The 25,091-nt window shown below is 62.8% G+C and carries 29 protein-coding genes; 11 read left to right on the plus strand and 18 right to left on the minus strand.

Annotated elements, in window-relative coordinates:
* The first annotated feature begins 17 nt into the window (after positions 1-17).
* From AC1DXU_RS27300 to AC1DXU_RS27310, 3 genes are all read left to right on the plus strand, one after another.
* Positions 18-443 carry an EVE domain-containing protein gene (locus AC1DXU_RS27300; protein ID WP_113191894.1) on the plus strand — a complete coding sequence of 142 codons (426 nt, stop codon included), beginning with the start codon at positions 18-20 and terminating at the stop codon, positions 441-443.
* Positions 398-1,096, plus strand: a complete 699-nt coding sequence (locus AC1DXU_RS27305) for a class I SAM-dependent methyltransferase (protein WP_477373998.1) — start codon at positions 398-400, stop codon at positions 1,094-1,096. Before AC1DXU_RS27300 ends, AC1DXU_RS27305 begins: the two co-directional genes overlap by 46 nt.
* Before the next feature lie 106 nt (positions 1,097-1,202).
* Positions 1,203-1,625 (plus strand): DUF1761 domain-containing protein, encoded by a 423-nt coding sequence (locus AC1DXU_RS27310; RefSeq protein ID WP_477319770.1) that lies wholly within the window; start codon positions 1,203-1,205, stop codon positions 1,623-1,625.
* On the opposite strand, the gene gcvA is transcribed toward AC1DXU_RS27310, so the two are convergent.
* Positions 1,622-2,572, minus strand: coding sequence for a transcriptional regulator GcvA (gene gcvA, locus AC1DXU_RS27315; RefSeq protein ID WP_477374000.1), 951 nt, complete (start codon positions 2,570-2,572; stop codon positions 1,622-1,624). The two genes, AC1DXU_RS27310 and gcvA, sit on opposite strands and share 4 nt — an antisense overlap.
* A 130-nt stretch (positions 2,573-2,702) precedes the next feature.
* Between gcvA and AC1DXU_RS27320 the strand changes: the two genes are divergently transcribed.
* Positions 2,703-2,939: a hypothetical protein gene (locus AC1DXU_RS27320; RefSeq protein ID WP_477374002.1), complete on the plus strand. Its 237-nt coding sequence runs from the start codon at positions 2,703-2,705 to the stop codon at positions 2,937-2,939.
* A gap of 136 nt (positions 2,940-3,075) precedes the next feature.
* Here the strand turns inward: AC1DXU_RS27320 and AC1DXU_RS27325 are convergent, their stop codons facing one another.
* Positions 3,076-3,672 (minus strand): L,D-transpeptidase family protein, encoded by a 597-nt coding sequence (locus tag AC1DXU_RS27325; RefSeq protein WP_477374004.1) that lies wholly within the window; start codon positions 3,670-3,672, stop codon positions 3,076-3,078.
* An 84-nt stretch (positions 3,673-3,756) separates the two neighbouring features.
* Between AC1DXU_RS27325 and AC1DXU_RS27330 the strand changes: the two genes are divergently transcribed.
* The 3 genes from AC1DXU_RS27330 to AC1DXU_RS27340 all read left to right on the plus strand — a co-directional run bounded on the left by AC1DXU_RS27330 (position 3,757) and on the right by AC1DXU_RS27340 (position 6,261).
* Positions 3,757-4,440, plus strand: a complete 684-nt coding sequence (locus tag AC1DXU_RS27330) for a response regulator transcription factor (protein ID WP_477248755.1) — start codon at positions 3,757-3,759, stop codon at positions 4,438-4,440.
* Positions 4,441-4,561: 121 nt separating this feature from the next.
* Entirely contained in the window at positions 4,562-5,017 is a 456-nt protein-coding gene (locus AC1DXU_RS27335) for a cyclic nucleotide-binding domain-containing protein (RefSeq protein ID WP_477374005.1), read from the plus strand.
* Between the two features lie 143 nt (positions 5,018-5,160).
* On the plus strand, positions 5,161-6,261 hold the full coding sequence (locus AC1DXU_RS27340; RefSeq protein WP_477374007.1) for a glycosyltransferase family 9 protein: 1,101 nt from the start codon (positions 5,161-5,163) through the stop codon (positions 6,259-6,261).
* Positions 6,262-6,346: 85 nt separating this feature from the next.
* Here AC1DXU_RS27340 and AC1DXU_RS27345 read toward each other — a convergent pair whose 3' ends face one another.
* Positions 6,347-7,153, minus strand: coding sequence for an exodeoxyribonuclease III (locus tag AC1DXU_RS27345; RefSeq protein WP_477374009.1), 807 nt, complete (start codon positions 7,151-7,153; stop codon positions 6,347-6,349).
* A gap of 396 nt (positions 7,154-7,549) precedes the next feature.
* Between AC1DXU_RS27345 and AC1DXU_RS27350 the strand changes: the two genes are divergently transcribed.
* Positions 7,550-8,401, plus strand: coding sequence for an alpha/beta hydrolase (locus AC1DXU_RS27350; protein WP_477374011.1), 852 nt, complete (start codon positions 7,550-7,552; stop codon positions 8,399-8,401).
* A 127-nt stretch (positions 8,402-8,528) separates the two neighbouring features.
* Complete coding sequence (locus AC1DXU_RS27355; protein WP_477374013.1) at positions 8,529-9,476, plus strand: sigma-70 family RNA polymerase sigma factor; 948 nt, start codon at positions 8,529-8,531, stop codon at positions 9,474-9,476.
* A 19-nt stretch (positions 9,477-9,495) separates the two neighbouring features.
* On the opposite strand, the gene AC1DXU_RS27360 is transcribed toward AC1DXU_RS27355, so the two are convergent.
* The 6 genes from AC1DXU_RS27360 to tesB form a co-directional block, all read right to left on the minus strand.
* Positions 9,496-10,161 carry an outer membrane lipoprotein carrier protein LolA gene (locus AC1DXU_RS27360; RefSeq protein ID WP_477374015.1) on the minus strand — a complete coding sequence of 222 codons (666 nt, stop codon included), beginning with the start codon at positions 10,159-10,161 and terminating at the stop codon, positions 9,496-9,498.
* A gap of 133 nt (positions 10,162-10,294) precedes the next feature.
* A complete protein-coding gene (locus AC1DXU_RS27365) occupies positions 10,295-12,946 on the minus strand; it encodes an FtsK/SpoIIIE family DNA translocase (protein ID WP_477374017.1) in 2,652 nt (883 codons plus the stop codon).
* A gap of 518 nt (positions 12,947-13,464) precedes the next feature.
* Positions 13,465-13,737: a hypothetical protein gene (locus tag AC1DXU_RS27370; protein ID WP_477374019.1), complete on the minus strand. Its 273-nt coding sequence runs from the start codon at positions 13,735-13,737 to the stop codon at positions 13,465-13,467.
* 321 nt (positions 13,738-14,058) lie between these two features.
* A complete protein-coding gene (locus AC1DXU_RS27375) occupies positions 14,059-15,345 on the minus strand; it encodes an ammonium transporter (protein WP_477374145.1) in 1,287 nt (428 codons plus the stop codon).
* Between the two features lie 100 nt (positions 15,346-15,445).
* Entirely contained in the window at positions 15,446-15,784 is a 339-nt protein-coding gene (locus AC1DXU_RS27380) for a P-II family nitrogen regulator (RefSeq protein ID WP_023670499.1), read from the minus strand.
* Between the two features lie 218 nt (positions 15,785-16,002).
* On the minus strand, positions 16,003-16,878 hold the full coding sequence (gene tesB, locus AC1DXU_RS27385) for an acyl-CoA thioesterase II (protein WP_477374021.1): 876 nt from the start codon (positions 16,876-16,878) through the stop codon (positions 16,003-16,005).
* A gap of 108 nt (positions 16,879-16,986) precedes the next feature.
* Here tesB and AC1DXU_RS27390 point away from each other — a divergent pair, with 108 nt between their 5' ends.
* Positions 16,987-18,249 carry a ubiquinone biosynthesis hydroxylase gene (locus tag AC1DXU_RS27390; RefSeq protein ID WP_477374023.1) on the plus strand — a complete coding sequence of 421 codons (1,263 nt, stop codon included), beginning with the start codon at positions 16,987-16,989 and terminating at the stop codon, positions 18,247-18,249.
* Here the strand turns inward: AC1DXU_RS27390 and AC1DXU_RS27395 are convergent.
* The 4 genes from AC1DXU_RS27395 to AC1DXU_RS27410 form a co-directional block, all read right to left on the minus strand.
* A complete protein-coding gene (locus AC1DXU_RS27395; protein WP_477319791.1) occupies positions 18,226-18,450 on the minus strand; it encodes a hypothetical protein in 225 nt (74 codons plus the stop codon). The two genes, AC1DXU_RS27390 and AC1DXU_RS27395, sit on opposite strands and share 24 nt — an antisense overlap.
* 22 nt (positions 18,451-18,472) lie before the next feature.
* Positions 18,473-19,000 (minus strand): hypothetical protein, encoded by a 528-nt coding sequence (locus AC1DXU_RS27400; protein WP_477319793.1) that lies wholly within the window; start codon positions 18,998-19,000, stop codon positions 18,473-18,475.
* 151 nt (positions 19,001-19,151) lie between these two features.
* Positions 19,152-19,493: a YciI family protein gene (locus tag AC1DXU_RS27405; RefSeq protein ID WP_477374025.1), complete on the minus strand. Its 342-nt coding sequence runs from the start codon at positions 19,491-19,493 to the stop codon at positions 19,152-19,154.
* Positions 19,494-19,496: 3 nt separating this feature from the next.
* Complete coding sequence (locus AC1DXU_RS27410; protein ID WP_477374027.1) at positions 19,497-19,709, minus strand: hypothetical protein; 213 nt, start codon at positions 19,707-19,709, stop codon at positions 19,497-19,499.
* Between the two features lie 221 nt (positions 19,710-19,930).
* Here AC1DXU_RS27410 and AC1DXU_RS27415 point away from each other — a divergent pair, with 221 nt between their 5' ends.
* Complete coding sequence (locus AC1DXU_RS27415) at positions 19,931-20,356, plus strand: OsmC family protein (RefSeq protein WP_477248742.1); 426 nt, start codon at positions 19,931-19,933, stop codon at positions 20,354-20,356.
* 240 nt (positions 20,357-20,596) lie between these two features.
* Here AC1DXU_RS27415 and AC1DXU_RS27420 read toward each other — a convergent pair whose 3' ends face one another.
* The 5 genes from AC1DXU_RS27420 to sdhA form a co-directional block, all read right to left on the minus strand.
* Positions 20,597-21,226 carry a YceH family protein gene (locus tag AC1DXU_RS27420; protein ID WP_477374029.1) on the minus strand — a complete coding sequence of 210 codons (630 nt, stop codon included), beginning with the start codon at positions 21,224-21,226 and terminating at the stop codon, positions 20,597-20,599.
* Complete coding sequence (locus tag AC1DXU_RS27425; protein ID WP_477374147.1) at positions 21,223-21,972, minus strand: nucleotidyltransferase domain-containing protein; 750 nt, start codon at positions 21,970-21,972, stop codon at positions 21,223-21,225. The genes AC1DXU_RS27420 and AC1DXU_RS27425 overlap by 4 nt, the downstream gene beginning before the upstream one ends.
* Positions 21,973-22,034: 62 nt before the next feature.
* The gene (locus tag AC1DXU_RS27430) at positions 22,035-22,814 is read right to left on the minus strand and encodes a succinate dehydrogenase iron-sulfur subunit (protein WP_477374030.1); all 780 of its coding nucleotides are present in this window, start codon (positions 22,812-22,814) and stop codon (positions 22,035-22,037) included.
* On the minus strand, positions 22,815-23,252 hold the full coding sequence (locus AC1DXU_RS27435; protein WP_477374032.1) for a DUF3052 domain-containing protein: 438 nt from the start codon (positions 23,250-23,252) through the stop codon (positions 22,815-22,817).
* Between the two features lie 2 nt (positions 23,253-23,254).
* Positions 23,255-25,090, minus strand: a complete 1,836-nt coding sequence (gene sdhA / locus AC1DXU_RS27440; protein WP_477309999.1) for a succinate dehydrogenase flavoprotein subunit — start codon at positions 25,088-25,090, stop codon at positions 23,255-23,257.
* Position 25,091 lies beyond the last annotated feature (1 nt).

Below are 25,091 nucleotides of genomic sequence, written 5' to 3' on the forward strand. Positions count from 1 at the left end.
CACGGAGGAGCAAAGACATGAACTACTGGCTGTTCAAATCCGAACCCTCGGTGTTCTCCTTCGAGGCGCTGAAGGCGAAGGGCAAGGCCGGCACGCAATGGGACGGCGTGCGCAACTATGCGGCGCGCAACAACATGAAGGCGATGCAGGTCGGCGATCTCGGCTTCTTCTACCATTCCAACGAGGGGCTCAATGTCGTCGGCATCGCCGAGGTCTGCGCGCTTGCCCATCCCGATACCAGCACCGACGACCCGCGCTGGGAATGCGTCGACATCCGCGCCTTCAAGGACGTGCCGAACCCGCCGACGCTGGAGCAGGTCAAGGCCAATCCCAAGCTGGCCGAGATGGCACTGGTGCGCCTCGGCCGGCTTTCCGTGCAGCCGGTGACGCCGGCCGAATGGAAAGAGGTCTGCCGCATGGGTGGCCTGACACCCGCACCGTGACGGCGCTCACCCCCAACAGCGCGAAGAAATTCATCCTCGACAACACGGCGCTGATGGCGCCGCCGCATGTGCCGGAGATTTTTCTGCGGCTGGCCGACGAGGCGCATGATCTGTGGCAGCGGACGGAGGACGAGCTGATCGAGATCGGCCTGCCGCCGCCCTTCTGGGCCTTCGCCTGGGCGGGCGGCCAGGGCCTTGCCCGCTATGTCCTGGACAATCCCGATACGGTGCGCGGAAAGCGCGTGCTCGACTTCGCCTCCGGCTCCGGCATCGTCGCCATTGCCGCCGCCAAGGCCGGTGCCGCGGAGGTGATCGCCGCCGACATCGACCCGTTCTGCGAGACGGCGATCCGCCTCAACGCCGAAGCCAATGAAGTCAGCATCGACTTCCTCGGCACGGACTGCATCGGCACCGATGCGGGCTGGGATGTGATTCTGGCCGGCGACGTCTTCTACGACAAATCCTTTGCCGACGCTCTGATGCCATGGTTTGCAACGCTGAAGGCGCGCAGCGCCGACATCCTCGTTGGCGATCCCGGCCGCTCCTATTTGCCGAAGACAGGACTGCAGCCGCTCGCCGTCTACGAAGTGGCGGTGACGCGAGCGCTGGAGGATGCCCTGGTCAAGCGCACCACGGTCTGGCGCCTCGCTTGACGCCGTCGCCGAACAGGCGTTCCATCGCGCATTATTTGGAGAATATGCATGTCGTTGTCCCAAAAGCGCTGAGGCTTTGGGCGACATGCTCCGGGGGGAGGACTTTATGGATTTTTCCGCAGTGAACTGGCTGGCGGTGGTGGTTGCGGCCGCGGTGGCGTGGCTGTTCGGCGCGCTCTGGTACACGGTACTCAGCAAGCCTTGGATGAGGGCGGCCAGGATCGATCCGTCAACGACGAAGAAATCAATATTGCCCTTCATCATCTCCTTCATCGCCGAACTGATCATGGCGCTGATCGTGGCCCTGGTCGTCGGTGCGATGACCGGCGGCGAGCCGAGCCTTACCGCCGGATTTGTCTTCGGCTTCGTTCTCTGGCTGGGCTTCGTCGCCACGACGCTGACGGCCAACCATCGCTATGAGAATTTCGGCTGGGACCTGACACTGATCGACGGTGGCCACTGGCTTGGCGTGCTGCTGCTCATCGGCGCGGTAATCGGCTGGTTCGGAGCGCCTGTGGTCGCGGGCTAAAGCTCGTCCCAGCTTCGACGCGTCGGGTCCGGCTGCGGGTTGTGGACTTCGTTCAGCATCCAGTCCTTGAACGCGACGATCCTGGCGTCGTTCGCCGATCCCTGGGGATAGACCAGATGATAGGCGAAGTCGGGCGCAACCTTGATGCCCAGTTCGAACGGCTGCACCAGCCTGCCCTCCGAGAGGTCGTTGGCGACCATGGCGAAATCGGCAAGCGCCACCGCATTGCCGTCGAGTGCTGCCTGCGTCGCATCGGTTGAGGACCCGAAGACGAGGGTGCGGCTGTCGTCGAAATCGTCGACGCCGGCGGCCGCCATCCACATGCGCCAGTTCGGCCATGTCACCCCCTGGCGCGACCACTGGATATGGGCGAGCGTGTGGTGGAACAGGTCGCGCGGCTCCTTCAGCGGCGGCCCGGCGCGCAGCAGAGCCGGACTGCAGACAGGGATGATGACATTGTCGAACAGCCGGTCCGAGCAAAGTCCCGGATATTTTCCGGTGCCGAAGCGGATGCCGATATCGACGTCGTCGCGATCGAAATCGCGCACTTCATAAGTGATGTCGAACCGGAGCTCGATGCCCGGCTGATGCCGACGAAACTCGTCGACCCGCCGCATCAGCCATTTTGTCGCGAACTGGGCATCGAGAGTTATTTTCAGCAGCGCCGTGCCGCGTGTCATCTTTTGCGCCCGCGAGACGGCCCGGCCCAAAAGGTCGAGCGCATCGATCGCCGCCTCGAACAGCACCGTGCCTGCCTCGGTCAGCCGGATGGTGCGGCTGGTGCGCGTGAACAGCACGATGCCGAGCTGATCCTCGATTTCCTTGATCTGATGGCTGACCGCGGCTGGCGTCAGCCCAAGCTCGTCGGCGGCGCGGGTGAAATTGAGGTGCCGTGCCGCGGCTTCCAGCGTCCTCAGAGCACGCGTTCCGGGCAACTGGCGGGCCATGCCATCCTCAAATAAAACTTGATGATAAGGAAAGAACTACTCGTTTCTCTCAGGCATTTCAATCCGGCATGATGCATCCATCGAAACATCATCAAGCCGGATTTGATATCCGGCGGAAGCGGAGCACATCATGTCCATCATCACTTTGAATTCGCCAGCCGCCCGTCCGGCTTCGTTAATCGCCGTAATCGACTGGTTTCGCCAGGCGAGGGTCGCGATCAACCTGCCACGCCAAGATGTCGAGGATCTTTCGGACCGCCAATTGTCCGATATCGGCGCCAGGCGCAAGGACGTCACGCGCGCGGTGGACCGGGAACTCGGCCGGTTGGGCCTGCTGGACATCGGTTGGCAGCAGCCGCGTCGCTAAGGGAATAGGGCAGTACGGCAGTAAGGCAGTAGGTGGAAATCAAGGCAGCGCTGACCGGTAACCCTACTGCCCTACTGCCCTACTGCCCTACTGCCCTACTGCCCTACTGTCCTACTGCCCTACTGCCCTACCTCACCTACCTCACCACCCTCACCACCGTCCGATCCGAAATCAGCGGCAAGAGCCGCGCCATGGTGCGTGCAGTCACCGCGACGCAGCCTTGCGTCGGCGTGAAGCCGGGGCGCGCCAGATGAAAGAAAATCGCGCTGCCGCGCCCGCGGCGGCGCGGCGCCATGTTCCAGTCGAGCACCAGGCAGGCGTCATAGAGACGGTCGTCGCGCCGCATCCGCTCATGGCTGGCGCCATAGGGGATTTTGACCGGCCGGTTGTAGTTGCGGTCGTCGGGCACCTCGCACCAGCCGAGATCGGGACCGATCGGCGCCATCGCCAGCCGGGTTTTACGGCCGGCCGAGAAATGATCCCCGCGAAAATACCCCGATAGAATCCGCATCTCGGCAAGCGGCGTCGCGCCATCGCCTTCGCGTTTGCTGGCCGAGATGCCGCCGCGCCCCAGCGCGCAGGCAAACACCTTGCTGCCGGCCTGCAAGATACCTTGGCTGGGCTTGCCAGGCCGTGCCCGCACCACCAGCACCCGCAGCCCTTTCGGCAAAAATGCGCCGGCTGCATTGCGCGGCCGTTTTTTCTTGTATGATCGTGTCACGGAACAAATCACTGTGATCGGCTGTTGTGCCGGTCAGCTTCAGCATAAACGGGGGGCGGTCAACTGAATATTCTTTTCAAAACAACGGATTGATCCATGACATCACGCACAATTCTGATCGTCGACGACGATGACGACCTCCGCGGCACCCTCGTCGAACAACTGGCCCTCTATGAGGAATTCGACGTTCTGCAGGAATCCACCGCCGCCAAGGGTGTCGCTTCGGCGCGTGGCGGCCTGATCGACCTGCTCATCATGGATGTTGGATTGCCCGACATGGACGGCCGCGAGGCGGTGAAGATCCTGCGCAAGGGCGGCTACAAGGCGCCGATCATCATGCTGACCGGCCACGATACCGATTCCGACACGATTCTCGGCCTCGAAGCCGGCGCCAATGACTACGTGACCAAGCCGTTCCGCTTCGCCGTGCTGCTGGCCCGCATCCGTGCGCAGTTGCGCCAGCACGAGCAGAGCGAAGACGCCACCTTCTCGGTCGGTCCCTACACGTTCAAGCCCAGCCAGAAGCTGCTCATCGACCAGCGCGGCGCCAAAGTGCGGCTGACCGAGAAAGAGGCCTCGATCATCAAATATCTCTACCGCGCCGACCAGAAGGTGGTGACGCGCGACGTGCTTTTGGAGGAAGTGTGGGGTTACAATTCCGGTGTCACCACGCACACGCTGGAAACCCATGTCTACAGGCTGCGCCAGAAGATCGAGCGCGATCCTTCCAATGCCGAAATTCTTGTGACAGAAAGCGGCGGCTACAAGCTGGTTCCTTAAACATTTCATGATCCGATATGCGGCCGGGGCGGGGCCGTTTTCGGGGACGATCCAGTTGGAGGTTTTCTGGATCGACCCGCAGAGGAGGGATTGGACTGACCGTTCGGGGACACAGCTAGAGATGGCGTTGGATGACGACATCCGCATCCTGTCCGCCGTGAAGCTCTTCGAGGGTTTCACGCAGGAACAGCTGCGTCTGCTCGCCTTCGGCGCCGAATCCACCCTGCTCCAGGCAGACCATAAGCTTTACCGCGAGGACGACGAGGCCGATTCGGCCTACATCGTGGTCAATGGGCGCATCGTGCTCTATCGCGAGCAGAATGGCGAACGCATCCCGATCGGCAAGGCCGGCCCTGGTACGATCCTGAGCGAGCTGGCATTGATCGCCGACACCAACCGGCTGACCAGCGCGTCAGCCGAAATCGATTCGGAAGTGATCCGGCTCAGCCGCAAGATGTTCCGCCGTATCCTTGAGGAATATCCCGAAGTGGCGGTAAAACTGCACCAGCGCATCCTGGAGGATTTCCAGGCCATGATCGCCCGCATCGAAAAACTGGCGCCGCGCTTTTCCAGCTGAACGATAGCGGCGGGTTGGCCATCCCGCCGCCCGGACCCGAGGGGCGAGCTTCGTTGACAGGCAAGGGGTGAAATCCTACAGAGCCTCCAGGCGGGCGGCGTAGCGGGCACCGCCACCACCAAGCTCGTTGGGGGGAGCGCGGCATGCTGCCAGCCCGATACGACACGATTGTCCTGTATTCCCGACATGACGCGTTCGGCGACGGACTGATCCGAGTCCCGGCTTTGCGGGCCGCGAGAACGGCATTCCCTGACAGTTTTATCGTGTATGGAACCACCGAGCCTTCGACTCTTGAACATGTCCTCAATCGTCATGTCGACCACTTGGTCGACGCGATCAAAGTGCGGACGCCGCTGGCGCGTCTGGTAGCCAGCCACCGCAAGGCCAACGAGCGTATGGCCATTGTCGATTTCCGTATCGTGGCTCCTTGGTTGATTCAGACCTGGGCCTCGCTGCTCGGGCGCGGAATTGCCTATGAGGCGAATTTTCCGGCGTTCGCTCTATCATTGCCTCCCGGCCGAAAACCCGAACCACGCCCCGAGCACAATGCATGGCGCTTCCACCGCCTGATCGAGCGTCTTGCGCGGAGACAATTGCCTTTCGATCATCGCCTGGAGCCCACGCCGGCCGCGCGGGCGGCAGCCAGCCACCTGACCGACGGCAAGCATGGCCCACTGATCGTGATCGCGGCACATGGCAATGGCGGCAAACGAATGGCGGCGGATCAGCTTGTCGCAATATCCGACGGCATGATCGCCAATGGTGCGAACCTTGTTTTTGTGAGAACGCCGGGCGATGGCCCTGACATGGCTGAGCTGGCTCAACGCGTGCCGAAATTGCAGCTTATCGATTCTGGCACGGTGGAGAATGTCGCTGTCAGCGACATTCTGCTGGCGCTCGGAGAGTTTGCCGATCTTTACATTGGCGCCGAAGGGGGCACGGCACATCTCATGGCTACTGTGATGACCCCGATGGTCATCGTCAGTGGCGGCGCCAATATGAGCCGTTGGCGGCCGCTTTCGAACAGCGTGGATGTGGTAGAGGCACGCCACGCAAGTCCGACCGGCCTGGTCGCCAATGTCCCGGCGCCGAAGATCATCGAGGCGGCGCAGCGCATGCTGGCGGCGCGCCGCCGCGACCATCCCTATCAACTGGGTCACACGGACAAGACAGGATCGCTGTCCGCGCAGCCGTTTTTGGACAACGACACGCGCAAAGCCAAAGACGTGAAACGCATCGTGTGAACCCGTCCGGTCGCGACGCACTTTAAGGTGTGTTGAGATTCAGGTCAGGCCGAGCCGGAGTCGATGACGGGCGCGGAGCTACCAATTAATCGAGGTCGAACCTTGCGATCACCGGCACATGGTCCGACGGCCGGTCCCAGCCGCGTGCCAGCCGCAGGATGTCGTAGCCGGCAAACCGCGGCACCAGGTTTGGCGATGGCCAGACGTGGTCGAGCCGGCGGCCACGGTTCGACGCTTCCCAATCCTGCGCGCGATAACTCCACCAGGTGTAGAGTTTCTGATCGTGCGGCACGTTGAGCCGCATCAGGTCGACCCAGTCGCCGGCGAGCCGCATGGCTTCGAAATTCTCGGTCTCGATCGGCGTATGGCTGACGACGTTGAGCAGCTGCTTGTGCGACCAGACATCGTGCTCGAGCGGCGCGATGTTGAGGTCGCCGACCAGGATCGAGCCGGATACCTCGCTATGCTCGGCGCGGATGGCGTTCATCTCGGCGACGAAATCCAGCTTGTGCTTGAATTTGCGATTGATGACGGGATCGGGCTCGTCGCCACCAGCCGGAACATAGAAATTGTGAACGAGGATCGTCTTGCCGCCGGCCTGGACGGTGACCGACAGATGCCGGCTGTCCTCGATTTCGCAGAAGCGCCGCTTTTCGACCACTTCGATCGGCCGTCGCGCCACCGTCGCCACGCCGTGGTAGCCCTTCTGACCATGGAAGGCGATGTGCTCGTAGCCGAGCTTGCGAAAAGCCTTCTCCGGAAACAGCTCGTCGGGAACCTTGGTTTCCTGCAGGCAGAGCACGTCCGGCGCCTGCTCGACCAGCAGCCGCTCGACGATCGGCATGCGCAAGCGAACGGAGTTGATGTTCCAGGTGGCGATGGAAAAGGGCATGCGGAATCCGGGATAATGCCAGGCCCGTCAAAGCCTGGGGCTTTTGCGCGGTCAGGACAGCTTTGAAAGAGTCTGTCCGGACCCTGCCAGCCACGCGTCTGGAAAACAAGCCGGGCCGCGCCTGTTGAGGCACAGCCATGGCACTATCCCACAGTGGAGGTGAAGCAGTCAGGCTTTGCCGGGTCTGGCCGTGTCCCCCGTCACTGCCACCGCTAAGTCATTGTCTCTGCCCGGCGACGTATCCTTTCCCTGCTTTCGTCCGTCTTGGTTGTTGATGGGCAGTCATTGTCGACATCGCCCGCAAACAAATCGGAGCGTGACATGAACAGCAACAAGAGCTTGGCCAACAAGATACACTACGAAACGCTGGCGGAGGCCTGGCGCAGCGGCCGGGAATTGCCGCCGGAAGTCTCGGAGTGGTCCACTTTGACGGAGGAGCCGGGCGGCGTCGATTACATCGAGACGGGTCTCGGCGACAAGACCGCGCTGTGGGTGCAGCCAAAACGGGCGGCCAAAGATCGCGTCATGCTCTACGTGCACGGCGGTGGCTATCTTGGCGGATCGATCTGGACCCATCGCAAGATGGTTGGACACATCGCCAAGGCGGTTGGCTGTTACGCTTTGATCGCCACATACGACTACTCGTTTCAAAGCAAGTTCCCGCGCCAGATCGAGCAGATCGTGGCCGCGTTCGAGTGGCTGGCTGCGCAAGGTATCGAGCCGCGGCACACCATTGGCGCGGGCGATTCCGCTGGCGCCGGCCTGATCGTTGCTGCTGCGATGAAACTGCGTGATGCGCGACGTCCGCTGCCAGCCGCGCTCCTCAGCATCTCTGGCTGGCATGATGCGTCGGCGAGCGGCCGCTCTTACGAAGCCAACCGCGAGAAGGACGCCTTCTTCCAGAAGGCGGCGGTGGATATGCTGGCATCGCAATGGCTCGGTGGGGCCGACGCCAGAAATCCATTCGCCAGCCCGATCTTTGCCGATCTCAAAGGCCTGCCGCCGATCAATCTGCAAGTGGGCGGAGATGAAACCCTGCTCGACGACAGCCTCGTGCTCGCCGACCGTGCGAAGGCCGCCGGCGTCGAGGTGCACTTGGAAGTATTTCCCGGCATGCTGCACAGTTTCCAGATGATGGCCGGCCGCGCTCCCGAAGCCGACGACGCCATCGAGCGGTTTGCACAATGGGTTCGCCCCAGGCTCGGCCTGACCGCGCCGACACGCGGTGAAAGGCAGGAGGTCGCATGACTGCCAAAAGGGGCAAGCGCGCATTTGAAGACGTTGACAATGAGCTCGTCCGCCTGAAGGCTTGTCGATACGCATCGTTTCAAGAATGGCGCCGTGGTCCTCACCTGTGTTCGCCAATGGCGCCAAGATGTGGAAGGTGAAGGACATGCCCGAGCGACCGACCGGCCTGTTCGACGCGCAGTATCGAGCCTTCCTCGAGACGGTGTCGGACAGCCGCGCCCAACTGCATCGCTACTGCGCCCGCATGACCGGCTCACGGCTCGACGGGGAGGACCTCATGCAGGAGACGCTGTTTGAGGCCTACACCAAGATCGAGACCCTCGATGATGCCGGCAGGCTGAAGCCCTGGCTGTTTCGCATCGCCCACAACCGCTGCATTGACTTTCTGCGGCGGCGCGATGCGCGCGTGCACGCGGAGAGCGCCTATTCGGACGACATCGGCGTCGTCGCTGCGGAGCCGCCGACGGCCGATGCCCGTCGCGCCATCGAACGGCTGGTTGGTCACCTGCCGCCCAAGGAGCGCGCCTGCCTGCTGCTGAAGGATGTGTTCGACTACTCCCTGGAAGAGACCGCCGAACTCGTGGACTCGACGGTTGGCGGCGTCAAATCCGCACTCTCCCGTGGCCGGACGAAGCTCGCTGACCTGCCCGCTGACCCTGCCGGCAAACCGAGCCACCAGCTTGATCCCGACACCGCGCAGCTCTTGCAGCGCTATGTCGACCTCTTCAACCGCCACGACTGGGAGGGCGTGCGCGGCCTCACCAGCGCCGATGCCCGGTTGCGGGTCGCCGACTGCTTCGACGGCCTGCTCAAAAGCTCTCCCTATTTCGCCGAGTACGAGCGAAATCCGGAGAGGTGGACCATGGCGTTCGGGGCGATCGACGCAGAGCCTGTCCTGCTCGTGCTCTTCCAGCGAGACGACCAGTGGCAGGTCGCGTGGCCGATTCGCGTCCATGTCACCGGCCGCGTCATCGACCGCATCGAAGACTATTATGCCTGCCCGTGGGTCATCGGAAACGCCTCGGAGTCCGACTTGAAACTCATGATGGAGCCGGACGTCCTGCAAGAAGCGTGACGGCGGAGGAGACGAACCCTTAGCGCGTCTTCGTATTGAGCTCGCGATTGGCCGTATAGTCGATGGCAAAGGTGTCGGGGGCGAAGCTCACGCCCTCCTTGACGTTGAAGATCATCACCGTCGTGTCCTTGCCTTGCGCGTCGGTGATGGTCCACTGGCGCAGCTCATAGGATTTCGGATCGAACATCATGGTGATCTTCGAATTGCCGAACACCGATTTGTCGGCAAGCTGGATGGTGGTCAGGTCGCTCTCTTCCTTGACGCTTTTGACGCGATTGCCGGAGAGGTCGATCTTGGTGTCGAGCAACAGCTTCAGCGGCGTCTTCGACAGCGGATAGAGGTCGGACGTGTTCAGCTTCTTGTTGAGGATGACCACCGACTTGCCGTCGGAAATCACCCGGAAATTCGACGACCCGTCATAGTTGAAGCGGATCTTGCCCGGCCGTTCCAGAAAGAACTTGCCGCCGGTCTGCTCGCCCTTGGGTCCGAACTGCACGAACTCGCCGGACATCGATTTGACCGAGGAAAAATGGTCGGCGATCTTCTGCGCCGCTGGCGGCACCGCCGCTTGCGCCGACGCCAGCAGCTGGAACCCGGGAACGACGTTGACGGCTGCAGCGCCGGCAAGGACCAGGCCGAGGCCGAGCACCTGGCGGCGGGTTGGATTGAATGAAGCGTTTGTCATGCCGGTCACTCTCGTCTGGTTCGGTTGTGTCGCAGTCCTTGGCCCCCCAGTTGGGCTTAAGTTTGGCGGCCGGACAGCGCTCAGTCACCTGAACGCGTCAAAAGGTTCAAAGTTGCCGCCCCGTCGGGTCCAATCAGAACTTGTCGTCCTCCGTCGGCACCAGGATCTCGCGTTTGCCGGCATGGTTGGCCGGGCCGACAATGCCTTCCTTCTCCATCTTCTCGATGATCGAGGCGGCGCGGTTGTAGCCGATGCCGAGCCGGCGCTGGATGTAGCTGGTCGAGGCCTTGCCGTCGCGCAGCACCACCGAGACCGCCTGGTCGTAGGGATCGTCGGAATCCTCGAAATTGCTGTTCCCGCCACCACCGGAGCCACCCTTGCCCGACGGCTCGTCCTCGTCCTCGCCGTCATCCTCGGTGATGGCGTCGAGATATTCCGGCACGCCCTGCAGCTTCAGATGCGCGACGATCTTCTCGACCTCCTCATCGGCGACGAACGGGCCGTGCACGCGCTGGATGCGGCCGCCGCCGGCCATGTAGAGCATGTCGCCCATGCCGAGCAGCTGCTCGGCGCCTTGCTCGCCCAGGATGGTGCGGCTGTCGATCTTCGACGTCACCTGGAAGGAGATGCGGGTCGGGAAGTTGGCCTTGATCGTGCCGGTGATAACGTCGACCGAAGGGCGCTGCGTCGCCATGATGACATGGATGCCGGCGGCGCGTGCCATCTGCGCCAGCCGCTGCACCGCACCTTCGATGTCCTTACCGGCGACCATCATCAGGTCGGCCATCTCGTCGATGATGACGACTATGTAGGGCATCGGCTCGAGGTCGAGATTCTCCGTCTCGTAGATCGCCTCGCCGGTCTGGCGGTCGAAGCCGGTCTGCACGGTGCGCGAGATCTTTTCGCCCTTCTTCTCGGCCAATTGGACCCGCGCGTTGAAACCGTCGATGTTGCGCACGCCGACCTTCGACATCTTGCGATAGCGGTCCTCCATCTCGCGCACGGTCCATTTCAGCGCCACCACCGCTTTCTTCGGATCGGTGACCACGGGCGTGAGCAGATGCGGGATGCCGTCATAGACGGAGAGTTCCAGCATTTTCGGATCGATCATGATCAGGCGGCAGTCCTGCGGCGTCAGCCGGTAGAGCAGCGACAGGATCATGGTGTTGATGGCGACCGACTTGCCGGAGCCGGTGGTGCCGGCGACCAGCACGTGCGGCATCTTGGCGATGTCGACGATGACGGCCTCGCCATTGATGGTCTTGCCGAGTGCCAGCGCCAGCTTGGCCTTGGTGGTTTCGAAATCGCGGCTGGCCAGGATTTCCCGGAGATAGACGGTCTCGCGCTTGGCGTTCGGCAGTTCGATGCCGATAGCGTTGCGGCCAGGCACCACGGCGACGCGGCAAGCGATCGCGCTCATCGAGCGGGCGATGTCGTCGGACAGGCCGATGACCCTGGACGATTTGATGCCGGGCGCCGGCTCGAGCTCGTACAGTGTCACCACCGGACCCGGACGGACCGCGATGATCTCGCCCTTGACGCCAAAGTCCTCCAGCACGCCTTCGAGCAGGCGCGCATTCTGCTCCAGCGCATCCTTCGACAGGCTGGCATCGCGCACCACATTCTTCGGCTCGGACAGGAAATGCAGCGACGGCATTTCGAATTTTTCGGAGCCGATCAGCGAAGTCTGCGCTTCGCGCTGGACGCGGGCGCCGGGCGCCGGGCGGGGCGCCGGTGCGGCAACACGAGTGGCAGCATCGGAGCGGAAATTCTGCACCTGCGCGCGGCGCTGGACGACAGGCTCGTCGTCGTCGAGGTCGATGTCTTCGTCATCGTTGTCGAAGACGTCGTCATCGTCGGGGTCGACCGAAACGCTGCGATCGTTGACCATGGCGGCGAAGAATTCCGGCTCGACGCGGGCGCGGCCGTCGGCGCTCATCCGTGCTTCGGCGAACTCGGCCGATTCGACCCGTTCGGCGGCGCGCCGCCAGCCACCGGCGCGTGGCTCCACCTCGGGTTCGTACCCGTCGCGTTCCTCCCGCCGGCGCGCCGCGCGGCGGCGCAGATAAGCGCGCAGCGACAGCCACCAATGGGTGATGGCGCCAAGCGCCAATATGCCCTCGTCGCCCTCGTCGTCGTCATTGTCGAAGAGCAGGTCGTCCTCGCGCGGATCGGCAGCGGCAGGTTCCTCCTGGACAGCAAAACCGTTCTTGCGTGCGAGCAGCGCCGAACCATAGGCAAACAGCCACAGCGTCGGTGCGATGAGCAGCACGGCAAGCACGCTGGCGATGATGCCGGTCGGATAGCCGCCAATGACCAGACCGGGGATCTTGAGCACCATGTCGCCGAACACGCCGCCGAGGCCGGTCGGCAGCGGCCAGGTCTTGGGCGGCACCACGCAGCCGGCGATCGCCGCGGCCATGAGCGCAAAACCGAACCAGGCAAGGCCGCGCTTGGGCAGCCTGTCGACACCGCGCGCGGTGAACAGAAGAAAGCCCCAGATCACCGCCGGCACCAGCGCTGCAACGGCGGCAAGGCCGAAGAACTGCATGGCGAGATCGGAGAAGACAGCGCCGGTATAGCCCATGGCGTTGGTGACGATGTTGTCGGTGGCGTGCGAGAAACTCGGATCGGCGACATTCCAGGTGGCGAGGCTGGCGACACCGAAGGCGACCGTCGCGAACAGGCAAGCGCCGACCAGCCGACCGACCTGGCGCCGTGCGAATGCCTGGATGCCGTGCCCCGTATCGGTCAGCGCGAGCGGTGCTGAAGCCCCTGAACGCATGCTCTTCCCCGTCTGTTTTTGCCTGGCCGGGCGCAAGACGCACTCCGGCAGATTCGGATGTCAGACTATCGGCGGGAAGGTTAAGGCCGCATTAACTATACGGAGCCCGCAGCGTTAAAACACGGGATGGAGTGGTCGGTCGCAGATGTGCGGGCACAAATGAAAACCCTGCGCGAGCGGGAGCCGGCGAGGCCCTCGTGAAAGGGCAAAAGTGAGAGGCGGTGGAACCTGGTATCAGGTCTTGGACACCAACGACGCCACCACGGCAGAGAGCTTGCCGCGCTTGTCCAGCCTTGGCTTCTCGTAGATCTTCTTCATGCGCGGTTCCCTATCCTGGCGCGAGTCGCGACGCGGGCGACATGCAAGGGATACCACGCCTGTCCAGTACGGTCATCTCCCGCCCGGGGGGTGATTTGGCCTGCCCGATGCGTGGAAAAAATGGCGGGCGCATTGGCCCACCACCGTTCATTGCAAGCGACAAGACGACCAGGCTCGATCGAGCCTGATCCCTGGCAACCTCAGTTGGCGCCACCGAGCGCCTGCACATTGGCGCAGAATTCGGCGTGCGGCATCATCGCCGCGTCATTGCATTCCTTCTTCATCGCTTCCTGCTTTTCCATTGGCATCGCCATGAAAGCAGCCTTGAACTCTTCCATCGGCTTCATGGTTTTCATGCTGGAATCCGTGAAGAACGGCGCCATGTTGTCCGGCTCGTCGAGTGCGCCGGCAAACGCCGCGCCGCTGACCATGGTAAGGGCAAGCGCTCCGAGGCAGATGTTCTTGATGTTCATGGGATGGTTCCTTCGCTGTTATTTTTGCGACCGTCCGAACGACGTTTCGCCTCCACAGTTCGGAACGAGCAGGGTCGATGTTTCCTGGAAAATCTCCATCACGCGAACGTGATTGCCAGAATATCGGCGTTGCCAGAACGAGTGTACCAAAAAAGAGGCCCGGACCAGGTCCGGGCCTCAATGCGTGAGCACCTTTCGGGAGCGTCACGACGGGATTCCTTAGAGCAATTCCGGGTGTGCAGCGCTTTCCCAGGGAATTGCGTAGAGAGATAGGGGACCGGCGGGAGGAGGGTTCCGCCGGTCCCGTTGGCAAAGCTGGCCTTACGGCACCACTTCGCCATGCTGGCTGATGTCGAGACCCTCGACCTCTTCCTGTGTCGTCGGACGCAGGCCAACCAGGGCCTTGACGACATAGAGGATCACGAAGGTGGCGACGGCCGTCCACACGATGGTGACGGCGACGCCGTAGATCTGCTTGCCGAGCGAAGCACCCGACGACAGGCTGTTGATCGCCGGATCGGCCAGCACGCCGGTGAGCAGAGCGCCTATGATGCCGCCAACGCCGTGCACGCCGAAGGCGTCGAGCGAGTCGTCATAGCCGAACATGTGCTTCACCTTGACCGCCGAGATGTAGCAGAGCACGCCGGCGACGATGCCGACGATGAAGGCGCCGGTCGGGTTGACGAAGCCGGAAGCCGGGGTCACCGCGACCAGGCCGGCAACGGCGCCGGAGATGATGCCGAGCACGCTGGGCTTCTTGGCGATGATCCATTCAGCAAACATCCAGGCGAGAGCCGCGGCTGCGGTGGCAACCTGGGTGTTGAGCATGGCTGCACCGGCGAGGCCGTCGGCCGCCAGTTCCGAACCGGCGTTGAAGCCGAACCAACCGACCCACAGCAGCGAAGCGCCGATGACCGAGTAGACGAGGTTGTGCGGCGCCATGTTGGTGGTGCCGTAGCCTTCGCGCTTGCCGAGAACCAGCGCGCAGACCAGACCCGCGACACCGGCGTTGATGTGAACGACCGTACCGCCGGCGAAGTCGAGCACGCCGGCCGTGCCGAGGAAGCCGCCACCCCAGACCCAATGCGCGATCGGCACATAGACGACGAGCAGCCACAGCGCCATGAAGATCAGCAGCGCCGAGAATTTGAAACGCTCGGCGAACGCGCCGGCAATCAGCGCAGGCGTGATGATGGCGAAGGTCATCTGGAACATCGAGAAGACGAATTCAGGAATGTTCGCGACGCCCGGCAGCCACAGCGAGGACGTGGTGATGCCGTGATGGAAGAATTTCGAGGTACCGCCGAGATAGCTGTTGATGCCGCCGCCGTCGGAGAAGGCCAGCGAATAACCGAACATGAACCACAGCACCGTCACCAGACAGGTGATGGCAAAGCTCTGCATGATGGTGGCGAGCACGTTCTTCTTGCGCACCATGCCGCCGTAGAACAGCGCCAGGCCGGGGATGGTCATCATCAGAACCAGTGCCGTCGAGGTCAGCATCCAGGCGGTGTTGCCGGTGTCGAGCGCGGGTGCGGGTGGCGCAGCCGCGGCTGCATCGGCGGCGGCTGGAGCCGCGGTCTGCGCGAAGGCAGCGACCGTGCCCATTGCAGCGAGAGCGAGCGAGCCAAGCGCGGCCACACGTCCCGTTGTCTTCAAGGTGGAAGGTATGTTCATTGAACTCTCCATTGGAATACGTGTTCGCCGCTCAAAGCGCGTCGGTGTCTGTTTCGCCGGTGCGAATGCGCACCGCCTGATCGATGCCGAAAACGAAGATCTTGCCGTCGCCGATCTGACCGGTCTTGGCCGCCGCGGTGATGGCTTCGACGGCCTTGTCGACCAGGTCGGTGCTGACCGCGACTTCGATCTTGATTTTTGGCAGGAAACTGACCGCGTATTCCGCTCCGCGATAGATTTCCGTGTGTCCCTTCTGACGCCCGTAGCCTTTGACTTCGGTGACGGTCAGGCCCTGGATGCCGACCGCGGTGAGCGCTTCGCGCACCTCGTCGAGCTTGAACGGCTTGATGATTGCCATCACGATTTTCATAAGGTTTCACCCTTTGCTGTTGCGGGTCCCCCGCGTTTACGACTTCGCCGATCCCAATGAGAGCCGGAGAGTGCCCGCTAGGATTCAAGCTCCGTGCCAATTGCCGAAGCAGGGTGTTAACCCTCTGTAAACAAACGGATTGGGGGAGGTTCGGCGGCTAAATGTGCACAGCCGGAGTAAAGCCGGTGATTAAAAAATAGGCAATTTTTCAAAAATGCCTATTCTGCGGGCGACCGCTTCAGCCTGATGAGGCCTTCTTGGGCAACCGAGGCAATCAGCGTGCCGTCGCGGGCAAACAGCGAACCGCGGGTGAAGCCGCGCGAGCCTTGCGTCGACGGGCTGTCTTGCGTGTAGAGGATCCAGTCGTCGAGCGGATGGCTGCGATGGAACCACATGGCGTGATCGAGGCTTGCCGCCTGGATGTCACGATCGAAAATGGCGCGGCCGTGCGCAAAGGTCGAGGTGTCGAGCAGCGTCATGTCGGAGAGATAGGCGAGCACCGCCGCCTGAATGCCTCTGTCGGCCGGCACCGGACCGGTGGTGCGGATCCAGATGTTCTGCTTCGGCTCCAGTTTTTCGCGGCTGGTGTAATGCTTCAGCATCACCGGCTTCATCTCGATCGGCCGGTCGCGCTCCCAGTAGCGCTTGATGCCCTCGGGCACCGCCTCGCCGAACTTGCCCAGCAATTCGCGCTGCGACAACAGGCTGTCGGGGGCCGGCACATCCTGCGGCATCGGCACCTGGTGTTCGAGACCGATTTCGTCCTGCTGGAACGAGGCTTCGAGCGAAAAGATCGCCTGGCCGTGCTGGATCGCCACCACGCGGCGCGTGGTGAAGGAGCCGCCGTCGCGGATGCGGTCGACCTCGTAGATGATCGGCACCTTGGTGTCGCCCGGCCGCATGAAATAGCCATGCAGCGAATGCACGTGGCGCTCAGGCTCGACCGTTCGCTGCGCGGCGACCAGCGCCTGGGCAATGGTCTGGCCGCCGAAGATGCGCTGCCAGTCGAGTTTGGGGCTGCGACCACGGTACAGGTTGTGTTCCAGCTGCTCGAGGTCGAGAATGCTGAGAAGCTCGTCCATGGCCGCTGTCATGTTTTTCGCGCCTTCGCTGCGGAAGTGTTAAGGCGGTTTCCGACAGGAATGGCGGGCAGTCAAGGCCGGAGTGGCCGGTAACGGCCAAGGCCACGAAAGGAATTTGTCATGGCGGACCGCAAGGCGGATGCAAAAGCCCGAGGCTCACTCGACGTTCTGGTCGCCGGCGCCGGCTATGTCGGTCTGGCCGCCGCCGTATCGCTGAAACAGGCACGGCCGAGCCTCACCGTCGCCATTGTCGATGCCGCACCCGCTGGCGTCTGGCAGAAGGATGGCCGCGCCTCGGCCATCGCCGCTGCCGCTTGCCGCATGCTCGACCAGCTCGGCGTCTGGCAGGAAATCGCTGCGGAGGCGCAGGCGATAACCGAGATGATCGTCACCGATTCGCGCACCTCCGATCCGGTGCGTCCGGTGTTTCTCACCTTTGACGGCGAGGTCGCGCCAGGCGAGCCGTTTGCGCATATGGTCGCCAACACGGATCTGAATGGCGCCTTGCGCCGGCGCGCGAAAGAACTCGGCATCGACATCATCGAAGGCGTCGCTGTCAGTACTTTCGACAGCAATGGCACCGGCATCACCGTGCATCTGGCCGATGGCGCGACGCTGAAGGCTCGGCTGCTGGTCGCCGCCGACGGCGTCAACTCGAAACTGCGCGACATGGCCGGCATCAAGACGGTGAAGTGGGAGTATGGCCAGTCCGGCATCGTCTGCACCGTGGCGCATGAACGCCCGCACAATGGCCGCGCCGAGGAGCATTTTCTCCCCGCCGGTCCCTTTGCCACACTGCCGCTCAAGCCCGGCAAGGATGGCAGCAATCGCTCATCACTGGTCTGGGTCGAACGATCCGAGGATGCTCAGAAACTGGTCGACGGCGACGACCTAGTCTTCGAGCACGAACTCGAGCAGCGTTTTGGCTTGCGGCTCGGCGAAATCCGTGTCGCCGACAAACCGCGCGCCTGGCCGCTCGGCCTGACCATTGCCCGCGCCTTCGTCGCGCCGCGCATTGCGCTTGCCGGCGACGCCGCCCACGGCATCCACCCGATCGCCGGCCAGGGCCTCAATCTCGGCTTCAAGGATGTGGCGGCTCTGGCCGAAGTGGTGGTCGAGGCCGATCGGCTCGGACAGGACATCGGGGCGCTTGACGTGCTCGAACGCTACCAGCAGTGGCGGCGCTTCGACACCGTGCAGATGGGCATCACCACCGACGTGCTGAACCGGCTGTTCTCCAACGATATCGGCCCGCTGCGCGCCGTCCGCGACATCGGTCTCGGTCTGGTCGAACGCATGCCGCGGCTGAAGGATTTCTTCATCCGCCAGGCGTCGGGCCTGTCCGGCGACACGCCGCGGCTATTGAAGGGGGAACAAATCTAGCAACCAAAAGAGGTAGTAGAAAACCACAATGGCGGCCAGCATGCCGATCACCAACCTGCCGGCTCTGGATTTGCGCAACCTGTCTCCAAACAGCGTGTCAATCAGATCGGCCAATTCGGCAGCCACGTAGGCAATTGCTTCCATCTGTGCCTTGACGGTTGGGTGTTCCTTCCCATTGATGTGGGGACGCCCGCCCTCCATTCAAAGATCATGTTGACCGAGGTCAGTTGACCTCGAAGCCGAGTTTCTGCCGCAGCCGCAATATTCGCTGGTCGGCAAGCACCAGGCTTTTCTCGCCGCCTTGCGCTGCGCGGTTCACCATCTGCAGCAGATCGTTGCGCTCACCCACGTCGAGCCGTTCGCGCAGGAACGGCGCCAGCTTGTCGATGACGATCGTCGTGTCGTCGATCTGCGCCGCCGCCCATTTGGCATAGATCACCGCCTCGTCGGTCTTCTTCTTGTCGGCGATCTCCGAAATCACCGAACGAATGACGGCTTCGCGCTGTGGCAGGATCGGACCGTTCTCGGAAACCATGGCGGTGATCAGCGTTGCCGCGGCCACCACCGGATCGTCGATCGCCGTCAGCGGCGAAAGCGCCGCCTGCTTGCGCAGCTTCTTGCGCCTGATATTGCCTTGCACACGCCCGACGACATCGGCGACCTCGCGCGCGGCCTCGTTCATGGCCTTCATTCGGTACCACCAGAACGCTGCCGCCCCCAGGACGCCAAGGATAGCAATCAAGAACGGCATGCCAACATCCCCCAAAATCGCGCCGACGATAGGAGAAGTATTGCCTTGCTTCAACACGCAAAGATTGCTTGCGGCGAAGAAACCGAGGGCATTCATCCAGTCGAACACCCCTGGTTTCAAGGTCCGGCAGCCGACAGCCAGGGATTAGGGCTCAGGACCCCGCCCTGACCTCGATGGTGCCGATTTCGGCCAGCGGAATTCCGCCGGCGATCTCCAGCGCCTCGTCGAGATCCTTTGCTTCGATCATGACGAAGCCGAGCAATTGCTCCTTGGTCTCGGCGAAGGGGCCGTCGGTGATCAATCTCTTGCCCTGGCGCCGGCGCACGGTTTTCGACGTTTTCACCGACTGCAGCGCCTGCGCGATGACCAGCTTGCCTTGCTGGTTCAAGGACCTGTCATAGGCCAGCGATTCGGCGTCGAGCTTGGCCGACCCCTCGGGGGTGAGCGCATAGAGGTCTTTTTCCTCACCGTAGACCAGGCAAACATATTGCATCTTCTATCTCCCTTGCGGTGACGAAACATAGGCGACCAAAGTGTCAGCCGGCCTTTGGCCCGCCGCATGATCGAGAAGGCAGAAGGCGATGCCGATAATGGCGACCGCCGCAAGCAGCCGGCCGAAGCCGGACGGCGGCTGATACAGCCAGTCGGTTTCTTGTGCGCCGGCCTCTCGGCCGGTGTCTATCCAATGCGCGGAAAAAAGATTGTTCATGGGAACCTCCATCCGCCACGAAATCCGTGGCCGCCCGCAGGACGGTCGGGGCGCAGCCAAGTCGACATTTTTGCACGCTCATTTTTTCAAAATAATTTCGAGGTGCCGCGAAGAGTGCGCGATGGCCACAAGACCGCGGTGGTCTTCCGGTGGACCCGCGCTATAGTTGAGAGGAACGCCGGCACCAGGCCTGCGCAATCGGATCAATCAAGGAGGACTTCATGGACCGCACCGCAAACGCCATCTGGAAAGGTGATCTGAAGGGGGGCAAAGGCACGCTCGACAGCCAGAGCGGTACCCTGAAGGGCACGCCCTATTCCTTCAAGGCGCGCTTCGAGGACGAAAGCGGCAAATCCGGCACCAACCCGGAAGAGCTGATCGCGGCAGCGCACGCTGGCTGCTTTGCCATGCAGTTCTCGCATTTCCTGGCCGAGAACGGCACCCCCGCCACCGAGCTCAACGCCAAGGCGGTGGTAACGCTGGTGCCCGGCACCGGCATCACCGGCAGCGCCCTCACCGTGGTCGGCAAGGTGCCGGGCATCGATGCGGCGAAATTCCAGGAGTTGGCCGAAAAGGCCAAGGCCGGCTGCCCGGTGTCGCAAGCGCTCGGCGCGATAAAAGTGTCGCTCGACGCCAAACTGGGGTGAGGCATTCCACCGTCTGCGAGTACCGCTCGTAACAAAAGCCGGCGCTGCCCCTCACCTGCCTGCCGGCATCCTCTCCCCGTATAGTGACGGGGAGAGGGACGCTGTCGCAGCCGGCTTCGCCAATCTCCAGCGTTGCCGGAAGAGCGCCGGCACTTAAGCTGCCCCTTTCTCCCCGTCACCATACGGGGAGAAATGTCCGGCAGGACAATGAGGGGCGGCGCAAACCTCTACAAGCAAGCCTTACGCACCCAACGCGTCGAGCCGGGCGCGAAGGGCTGCGACTTCCTGCTCCAGCGATTCAATCCTCGCTTCCAGGTCGGAGGCAGGCATGGTCGGCATGCTCCGTTGTGCAGACAGGGCAGCAACGTCCACCGGGCCGGCGAGAAGATGCACGAAGCGGTCCTCGCGTTGGCCTGGACCACGCGGGATTTCCTGGACGAGCGGCGGGCGGCGGCCAATCAGCATGTCGAGTTCGCCGCGCAGATCCTCGATCGACGAAAACCGCGCCATGCGCTCAGCTCGCGCCAGCAACTCATGTGCGGTCTGCGGCCCGCGCAACAAGAGCAGGCCGATCACCGCGGTCTGTGCCGTGGTCAGCGAGAAGCGCTGCGCCATCTGATGCTCGTAGCGCTCGACACGCGAGCCGAACATCTGCCGCACCAACCCCTTCTGCTCGAGCAGCTTCAGCGCCCGGTGCACCTCCACCTGCTCCAGTGCCATGACCGGCTCGCGCGCCGTCTTCTGGTTGGCGGCGGCGTGCGCGGCATTGAGCGTCAGCGGATAGATATCAGGCGTCAGTTCCTTCTTTTCGATCAGGCAACCGAGCACGCGGGCTTCGATGGGGGAGAGGATGGGAAGATCGTCGCTCATTGAAGTTCTGCCTCCCGGCGATAAAAAGCCGTTGCCAGCGCGCGATTGTGGGACTGTCGGGCCTCGTCCCTGACCGCACTCGAAAGGTTCATTTCGTGGTGACCATAGCGGCCCTCAAGATAGCGCGCGATCTCGGCCGGGATGAGGCCAAATCCCATCTCCCGAGTATGGTTTTTCTTGTCGATCAGGCGCCGGATTTCGTTGCTTGCCTCCGTCGGCATCTCGACCTGGTCGAGGCATTCGACAAGGTTCATCGGAGGAAGACTGCTAAAACCACGCTGCTCCATCCAGTCCAGAGCCACGAGTGGTCGGATCAGGTAGAACAGCTTCTTCAGTTTTACCTCCCCGGAAAAACTGCCAATCTTGGTGACATGCGAACGTGCGAGCCCAAGGTAGTGGCGCGATACTTTTGCTGGATCGACGATCTCGCCAAGCAGGTCGAGAAGGCGGCCTCGAAACCCTCCGACTTCCTCATAGACGATCGGAGATTTCGCCCATTCGACGATGACGGCATTGCCGCCAAGAGCCAAAAGCAGCGCCTTTCTAAGATCCCAGCCACCGGCATCGATCTCGCTTTCAATCGGGAACTCGATCACGTCGCGGGCCTGTTCCAGCACGAGGTGATCGGACACTGGCCTGACATAGACGAAGCGGCAATCGTAATCGCTGTCCGGCGATGGAAAGCCCCAGGCGCGGCTGCCACTTTCGATGGCGAACAGGATTTTTACGCCCTGGCTTCGAACCAGATCGAGGCGGACGCGGAGCGCCGCGACGGCGTCGGGCGAAAAGTCAGCGGGTAGTCTCGGCGTCAGACTCTGCGCTCCACCATCATCTTCTTGATCTCGGCAATGGCCTTGGCCGGGTTGAGCCCTTTCGGGCAGGTCTGGGCGCAGTTCATGATGGTGTGGCAGCGATAGAGCCGGAACGGGTCTTCGAGATTGTCGAGCCGCTCGCCCTTGGCCTCGTCGCGGCTGTCGATCAGCCAGCGATAGGCCTGCAGCAGCGTTGCCGGGCCGAGATAGCGGTCGCCGTTCCACCAATAGCTCGGGCACGAGGTCGAGCAGCAGGCGCACAATATGCACTCGTAGAGCCCGTCGAGCTTCTCGCGGTCCTGATGGCTCTGCAGCCATTCCTTGGCCGGCTGCGGCGACACCGTCTTCAGCCATGGCTCGATCGAGGCGTGCTGGGCATAGAAATTGGTGAGGTCGGGCACCAGATCCTTGACCACTTGCATATGCGGCAGCGGATAGACTTTGACGGCGCCGGCAATGTCGTCGCAGCCCTTGGTGCAGGCGAGCGTGTTGGAGCCGTCGATGTTCATGGCGCAGGAGCCGCAAATGCCTTCGCGGCAGGAGCGGCGCAAGGTCAGCGTCGGGTCGATCTTGTTCTTGATCCAGAGCAGCGCGTCGAGCACCATCGGCCCGCAATCGTCCATGTCGACGAAATATGTGTCGATGCTCGGGTTCTCGTCATCGTCCGGCGACCAGCGGTAGATGCGATATTCCCGCAGATTGGTCGCACCCTCAGGCTTCGGCCAGGTTTTTCCCGCCTTGATCTGCGAGTTCTTAGGGAGCGTCAGTTCAACCATTTACCTCAGGTCCTTTCGGATGACGAGCTTCAGCCCGGACCAGATATCGTTCACAGCGGCGACTTTCACATCGACAAGGTCGAGCTTCAGCGCCTCGGTGCGGATGACGCCCTCGGTGACGTCGGTCGGCACTTTCGAGGCTTTTTTCGGCCAGGACACCCAGACCATGCCGTCGCGCTTGATCGCCGCCTGGATACCGGCGAGGCGATCCTCGATCTCGGCGCGCTGTTTCGTAAAGGCGTGGACGGCATCGTATTTCAGGGCAGCACCGGAAATCTCCGACCAGTCGGCCAGCCGGTCTACACGTGCAAAATCGACGGCGTCGGCCAATTCATCGAGTTCCGCCGGCAGCGCGATGAACGCCGCGGTCATCCCGTCCTTCAGCCCAAGCTTGGCCGGAAGGGGCGTGCCGGAATATCCCGATGCCGAAAGCGCCATCGTCAATACACCCGTGCCTTGGGCGCGATCTTGGCCGGGTTGATGCCGCCGTCGGCCTCCTTGCGCAGCAGCTCGGTGTGCACCGGCCGATAGCTGAGAGCCACTTCGCCGGCCTCGTTGAGCCGCGCCAGGGTGTGCTTGCGCCAGGTCGTGTCGTCGCGCGCCGAGAAATCCTCGCGGGCGTGTGCGCCACGACTTTCCTTGCGCGCCGCAGCGCCGTAGACCGTGGTGATGGCGTTGGCCATCAGATTTTCCAGCTCCAGCGTCTCGACCAGATCCGAGTTCCAGATCATCGAGCGGTCGAAGACTTTGACATCCTTGAGCTCGGTCCAGATCTGCGAAATGCGCTTGCAGCCATTGTCCAGCGATTCCTGGGTGCGGAACACCGCTGCGTCTTCCTGCATCGCCTTTTGCATCTTTTCGCGCAGCACCGCCGTCGGCGTCGAGCCGTTGGCATGACGTAGCCGGTCGAAGCGGTCCATGATTTTTTCGACCGAGGCTTCGTTGGGTGCAGGGATGGCCGATGTGCGGTCGATGACCTGGCCGGCGCGGATTGCCGCCGCGCGGCCGAACACGACGAGATCGATCAGCGAGTTTGAGCCCAGCCGGTTGGCGCCGTGGACCGAGGCGCAACCGGCTTCGCCGACCGCCATCAGTCCGGGCGACACCCGGTCGGGGCTTTTGGCCGTCGGGTTGAGCACCTCGCCCCAGTAATTTGTCGGCACGCCGCCCATATTGTAGTGCACCGTCGGCAGCACCGGGATCGGCTCCTTGGTCAGGTCGACGCCGGCGAAGATCTTGGCCGATTCCGAAATGCCGGGCAGACGCTCATGCAGGACGGCCGGGTCGAGATGGTCGAGATGCAGGAAGATATGGTCCTTCTTCGGACCGACGCCCCGCCCCTCGCGGATTTCCAGCGTCATGCAGCGCGACACCACGTCACGTGAGGCAAGGTCCTTGGCCGACGGCGCATAGCGTTCCATGAAGCGCTCGCCCTCGGAGTTGACGAGATAGCCGCCCTCGCCACGCGCACCCTCGGTGATCAGGCACCCGGCGCCATAGATGCCGGTCGGGTGAAACTGCACGAATTCCATGTCCTGCAGCGGAAAGCCGGCCCGCGCCGCCATGCCGCCGCCGTCGCCGGTGCAGGTGTGCGCCGACGTCGCCGAGAAATAGGCGCGGCCGTAACCGCCCGTTGCCAGCACCACCATCTTGGCTGAAAAGCGGTGGATGGTGCCGTCATCGAGATTCCAGGCGACGACGCCGGTGCAGGTGCCGTCCGGTTCCATGATCAGGTCGAGTGCGAAATACTCGATGAAAAACTGCGCGTTGTGCTTCAGGGACTGGCCGTAGAGCGTGTGCAGCATGGCGTGGCCGGTGCGGTCGGCGGCAGCGCATGTGCGCTGCACGGGCGGGCCCTCGCCGAAATTCATCATCATGCCGCCAAACGGCCGCTGATAGATCTTGCCCTCTTCGGTGCGCGAGAACGGCACACCGTAATGTTCGAGCTCGTAGACGGCGGCGGGCGCCTGCTGGACCATGTATTCCTGCGCGTCGATGTCACCCAGCCAATCCGAACCCTTGACGGTATCGAAGAGATGCCATTGCCAGTTGTCAGGCCCCATATTGGCAAGCGAAGCGGCGATGCCGCCCTGCGCCGCCACCGTGTGCGAGCGCGTCGGGAACACTTTGGTGATGCAGGCGGTGCGCAGGCCTTGTTCGGCCATGCCGAGTGTGGCGCGCAGGCCGGCGCCGCCGGCGCCGACGACCACCACATCGAACTTGTGGTCGACATAGGTGTAACCAGCCTTGTTGGCGGTCTTCGCGTCCTTGGCCAAA

Source organism: Mesorhizobium sp. P3_A10 (genome assembly GCF_056403175.1).